This window comes from Streptomyces sp. NPDC090045, from assembly GCF_044747975.1.
Classification (GTDB): Bacteria; Actinomycetota; Actinomycetes; order Streptomycetales; family Streptomycetaceae; genus Streptomyces.
This window is the reverse complement of record NZ_JBIVFA010000010.1, coordinates 329911-335910: the sequence shown is the minus strand read 5'-3', so window position 1 is coordinate 335910 and position 6000 is coordinate 329911. Positions and strand designations below refer to the sequence as shown.

Sequence of the window (6000 nt, the reverse complement as noted above, 5' to 3'; positions counted from 1 at the left end):
ATCTGTGCGTCGCCACCGACGGCCACCTTGCCGACCTGGATCTTGCGGCTGACCCTGCGGTCGGCAAGCTTCGTCGGCACGGCCGGCATTCCGAGCGCAATCGCTGTCACAGCAACCTCTTCCCCCTCTTCCGGGCCGGCACGAAGGCGGTGAAACCCCGTCCCCCACCTGATCGCAGCCCACCCCCGTGGTCCTGAGTGGGCACATGCCCACCGTAGTGGGCATGTGCCCACCCGTCAACGCGGTGGGTCCCGCGCATCGACGGCGTACGGCGCGCGCCGGGGGAATCCTGCTGGTGGGGCCGGGAGCGTCCCGGTTAGCATCCGACGATGACGACGCCCACGGACCAGCCCTTCGACGATGCGGTGCGCCGAGCGGACGTCGCCTGGCTGACGGACCGTCTCGACCCGCGGCTCTGCCCGCCCGCCGTCTTCGGACGTCTCGTCAGGCACGAGGATCCCCGCATGCGGTACCTGGGGCTGGTCCTGCTGACCGAGCGCGTCACATCGGGCCGGACGGGCGACGAGTCCGAGATGGCCGAACTCGCGGGGCTGCTGCCCGTGTCGGTGGAGGGGCCGCCGGAAGCGGCGCTCGCCCTGGCGCGGCTCTACGAACGACTGGCGCCGTACGTCAGGGGGTTCCCGGAGCTCCGCTGGCCGTCGTGGCGCACGGCCGGGCTGCCCGTACGCGTACGGATCGCCTGGCTGCGCGCCGAGCTCCTGAACGAGCCGACGGTGATCCGCAAGGAGCCTCCGGGTGAACTGCTGTACCAGGCCGTGCAGGAGGCGACCGTCACCGGCGCGCACCGGCCCGGGCGACTCGTCGACGAGCTGGCGGACAGCGGCGACCCGGTGTTGCAGGCCGCGGCCCTGCGGCTGGCCCGGCAGGGGCTGCACGCCGGTCTGCTGGCCCCCGCACGGGTGCGCGCACACGTGATCGGCCTGCTCGGCGCCGACAGCGTGGACGTCGTCACCGCCGCCCTGGGTGAACTCGGCGAACCATGGACGGCGTTGGATCCCCTGCGGCCGGAACGGCTGTCTTCCTTCCTCACCGCCGAGTCCGTGACCGCACGCCCCGAGGCGGCCGAGGCCGCACTCACGGCCGCGGCCCGGCACGGGCACGGCGCCCTGCTGCGGCAGGTCGTCGCCGACCCGGATCTGCCCCCGGTTCTTCGCCGGCGAGGGATGGAACTGCTCGGCGACCTGGCGGACCGCGGTGACATCGGCGCGTTGACGGCCGTCGCCGCACGCGACCCGCTGCTGTTCGGCCGGCCGTTGATGACCTGCCTGCGGGGGCTCCACCGGCGCGGGCACTTCCCGGACGGCACGCACGTCCCGTCCCTCATCGGCCTGGCGCTGGCCGATCACACGATCGCGCCCCACGAGGTCGCGACGATCCTGTTCACCTGCCGGCAGGTGATGTTCCGTGAGCTGGTGGACGGCGCGGCCGCCGCCGACGCGGACCCCGCCGGTGATCCGAGCCGGCCGCGGCGGCTCGCGCTGTTGGTCGCCCTGGCCGGACAGGGGGCGGGGGAGCTTCCGATCGGGGACGCGATCACCCGGCTGCTGCCCTCGGCTCCCGTACCGGGGCCGTTCCTCGACGCGATCCGTGCGCTGCGCCACGCGCCGGCCGAGGAAGCCGTGATCGTCCTCCTGCCCGCGGTGCCCGCAGCGGCCCTGGACGCGCTGGAGGCCATCGGCGGGCACCGGACGGTGACCGTGCTGAGGGAAGGGCTCGGCCTCGCCGAGCACGAGGGTGCGGGCGTGATCGCGCCGCATCTGCGCGCCGTGCGGAACCGCGCCCTGGAGGTGCTGTGGCATCTGACCGACGACCCGTCACAGCGGCGTGCCCTCCTCGTCCGACTCGATCCCTCCGACCTGCCGGCTCGCATCGCGGCGGACCTCGGCGGCCCGGACGAGCAGGAACTGGCCCTCCTCGCCTCCCATCTGGACCCGGACGAGCCGGTGGCGGCACTGTGCAGACTGGCCACCCACGGCAGCGCCGGCACGCTGCCGGCCATCGCGGACCTGCTCCTGCGCGTCGTGGCCGAGCTGGCGGCGTCCCCGGAACCGGGCGCGGTCGCCCTGCACTCCCCGTACCCCCTGCACCCCGCGCACGGACAGCCGTCCGGGGAGCCCGTGGTGCCCCAGGAGGTCGTGGACGCCGTACACGGTCTGGGCCGCCGTCTCCACGAGCGGGGGCGGATCAGACCGACCTGCCTGCTCGACGCGGCAACCGCACCAGAGGCCGGACACGCACTCGTCGCGTCCCTCGCGCTGGATCTGCTCGACCGGCCCGGACTGTCGGGCGGCGAACAGGCCATCCTGCTCGAACTCCTGCTCCGGGCCCCCTCTCCCCACACCCGCGCACGGACGCACCGCCTGCTGCGCCACCGCGACCGGCACGTGCGCAAGCACGTGATCGCGTTGCTCGCACGCGACGCCGCGGGGGAGGACGCGCAGGCGCTGTCGGCGACCCTGATCGCGCTGACCGGCGCCCAGGACATCCAGACCGTTCGGCAGGCGCTGCTCGCCCTCGGTCACGCGCGGGCCCGCTGGGCCTCCACCGCGATCGCCGCGTGTCTCGGCCATCCGAACATGAACATCAAGAAGACCGCCGCCGAGGTACTGGTCCACGCGGGCACGGCCACGGCGGTACCGGCACTGCTCTTCTGGCTCGGCCGTCACGACAACCCGGGCCTGCGCGCCCGACTCATCGAGGCGCTGCGCGCCATCCTCGGCGACGCGTACCCGGCGACCGTCCTCGCCGCCGCCGAACGTGCCGGACACGCAGGACAGGCCGAACGCGCGGAACGCGCCGGACACGCCGGACACGCCGGACAGGCTGAACGCGCTGAACGCGCTGAACGCGCTGAACGCGCTGAACGCGCTGAACGCGCTGAACGCGCTGAACGCGCCGGACAAGCCGGACAGGCCGAACGTGCCGGACACGCCCGCACCCGCGAGCTGCTGCTCCAGGGCCTCGACCGCACCCTGCCGGCGCGCTCGGTCCTCGCCCTGGACGACCAGGCCTCCCCGGTCGCACCGACCCTGATCGCCCTGGTGGCGACCGGCCGGATCGCCCTCGCTTCCGGGACGCCCGAAGACCTGTCGACGGCCATGGCCAGGCACGGGATCACCCGGCCCGCCGCGCCGCGGCCGGCGGGCGGGACCGGGGCGGACCCCGACGTCGGCTCGCTGGCGGCCGGGGCCTGGAACCCGGCGGTCGCCCTGCGCATCGCCGACCGGCACGAGCTGCCGCACCCCATCCGGCTGCACGCCCTGCGGCCCCTGCTGGCGGACTGGCTCCGCCTGGCCGGCTCCGAACCCGCCGCCCGGGACCGCGTACTGCGGCTCACGCTCCGGCTCTGCCCCGCACCCTGGAGGCCCGAGGAACTGACGGCCTTCTCCCGGTCCACCGCGGTCCTCGTCGACGCCCTCGCCGAAGGCGCGGCCGCGGACCGCCCCGCCCTCATCGCCGTACTCGAAGCCGTCGCGCCGACTCTGCCGCCGGTGGAGAAGTCGACCGTCGCCGAAGCGGTACGCGCGCTGCCACCCGTACCCGGCGGGCACCGGTCCGCTCTGCCGCTGCTCCGCAGCCTCGACGCGGTCCTGGTCCGCGCCGACCTCGAACGGGCCCTCGCCTCGGCCCGCCTGGACGCCGACCCCCGGCAGGCCGAAACCGCCGTACTGCGGGACGCGTTCGCCGCCCCGCCCTCCACCGCCGCCACGCCGGCCGAGGCCGAGGGGTGGCGAACGGCGCTGGACGCCGCGGCACGGACACCGAGCGCCCTGCGGGCCTTCCGCCGACAGCCCCTCCCGTACGACTCCAGGAGCTGCCTGACCGCACTGATCGAGGTCCACGCCTCCGCCGGCTCCGAGGTCCGCGCCGCCCTCATCGACTGGATGACGGACCTCCAGCCCCTCGACGCACCACCGTGGACCCTCGCCGAGACCACCCACGAGCCGACGGCTCGGCCGCGGACCGTGCACGCCGACGACCTCGACCAGCCCCGGTCGACCGCCCTGCGGGAGCGCCTGCTCGCCATGCTGCAGGCATCCGCCCCGGACCGCCGGCACGCCGCGGCCCTGGCGCTCCTGGAGTGGCCCGAGCCGGAGGCCGCGGTTCCGGTGCTCCGGGCGTTCCTGCGAGGCCGCATCGACATACCCGTCGGCGCCGTTCTGGCCCGCAGCCTGAGCGCCATCGCCGGTACCGAACTCCGCGCGGACGGCATCCTGCGCGACAGGGTGGCGCTCGCGGCCGGCCGGCTCGACCCGTGGGACCTGGAACCCCTCGTCCCGCTGCTGCTGGAATGGTGGGAGCACGACCCGCCGTCCAGCAGCTCCGCAGCCGGACGGGCGCTGCTCCGGTTCCCCGCGGACGCGCTGGCGGTGCACCTCGCCGACCGCCTCGACGCCGGCGCCTGGGGCTTCCTCGACCTGCTCTCCGGACGCTCCCTGCTGCGCACCCCCGCACTGACGCGGACCTGCCGGCGGCTGCGCGCCGAAGGACGCGACGACCTCGCGGACCGACTGCTCCTCGTGGACGGTCCGCTGCGCCGCCCGGACTCCGCGAAGCAGGACGCCGCCGCCCTGGCAGCACTCCGCGACCGCACCCCGTCCACCCCGCCCGGCGCCTCACCATCCCCGTCCCGCCAGGAGCTGTTGGACCTGGCCCGCACCGGCGACCCGGCACGCATCCACCAGGCACTGAGGCAACTCGCCGAAGGACACACCGGCCCGACCGCAGACCAGGACGGCGGCCTGCGCGACCTGATCGGCGCGTTGCTGCACCACCCCAGGCCCAAGGTCCGCCTGCACGCCCACCGCACCTCGCGGGCCCTGTTGGACCGCCAGACCTACCTGCACCACACGTCACTCCTGCTGGCCGACCCCCAGCCGGACCTCGTCCGCGCGGCGATCCGGACCCTCGGCCACGCGACCTGGCCCCCCGCCATTCCCGCGATCACCGCGATGCTGGAGCACCCCCACCCCACCATCCGCAAGACCGCGGCCGAGGCCCTCATCACCTGGGGCGAACCGGCGATCCCCGCCCTCAGGCACGCCGTCACCCACTCCCGCCCCGACAAACGCCGCCTCTACACGCAGGTCCTCGACCGGATCACGGATGACGGCGCCGGCGATGCCACAGCGACCTGACGGGGCGACCAGGCCGGTGCACCCCTGCGGCCGGCGTGAACACCGGATTCGCTCGTCTAGCGGCCCACGGGGTCGAGCACCAGGTTTAACGCCGAGCCGTCGGCCCAGTGGTCGAGTTCGGCTTGGAGACGGCGGTCCACGGCGAGGGAGAGCTCTGCCTTCACCACGTACTTGACCAGCGGATGCACGCTTTTCAGCGCGGCGGCGAGCCGGCCGGCCTGGCTCGGGACTGCCTCGCCGCCGATCGTTTCGAGAAGGCGGGTGCGGACCTGGACGGTGAAGAGGTCCGCGAGGGCGTCGACGTGGGCGCGGACCTCCCGACCGGCGGCCCGTACGGCGTCGGCGAGGTCCTGGGGCAGCGGATGAACATGGGTCTCCCCCCTCCCGGGATGGGTCAACGAGTGGTCCAGCCCCAGGAGTTCGGCAACCGTCTCGAGGTTGCGGCCGCGCCCCCAGGCGTCCATCAGCTCGGCGATGCCGCCCAGCGTGTGCCCGCGCTCGAGCAGGACGGCGATCGTCCGCAACCGGGCGAGGTGAGCCTCGGAGTACCAACCGATCCGCCCGTCGCGGCGCGGCGGGGGAAGCAGTCTGCGCTCGCGGTAGAAGCGCACCGTGCGGACGCTCAGGCGAGCCTCCTTGGCGAGTTCCGCGATCCGGAATTCCCGGCCCCCGCTCGGCGCATCACTTTCGTTCGTCATGGCGGCAGCCTACGAGTTCTCTGTCCGGAACTCGGCTGCACCAGAGTATGGAATGCGATATTCCGGAATCCGGCCCGGGGTGGGCGGGCGTAAATGGCGAATGTAGTACCAGCGTAGAGAAATCCAGATGTGTGAACCCACAG

The 6000-nt window shown here is 74.1% G+C and carries 2 protein-coding genes; one reads left to right on the top strand and one right to left on the bottom strand.

Going from position 1 to position 6000, the window contains the following annotated elements; translation table 11 throughout:
• The first annotated feature begins 329 nt into the window (after positions 1 to 329).
• Positions 330 to 5159: a HEAT repeat domain-containing protein gene (locus tag ACIPYQ_RS26530; protein ID WP_401255757.1), complete on the top strand. Its 4830-nt coding sequence runs from the start codon at positions 330 to 332 to the stop codon at positions 5157 to 5159.
• A gap of 56 nt (positions 5160 to 5215) precedes the next feature.
• Here ACIPYQ_RS26530 and ACIPYQ_RS26525 read toward each other — a convergent pair whose 3' ends face one another.
• Complete coding sequence (locus ACIPYQ_RS26525; protein WP_401255754.1) at positions 5216 to 5857, bottom strand: MerR family transcriptional regulator; 642 nt, start codon at positions 5855 to 5857, stop codon at positions 5216 to 5218.
• Between the last annotated feature and the right edge of the window lie 143 nt (positions 5858 to 6000).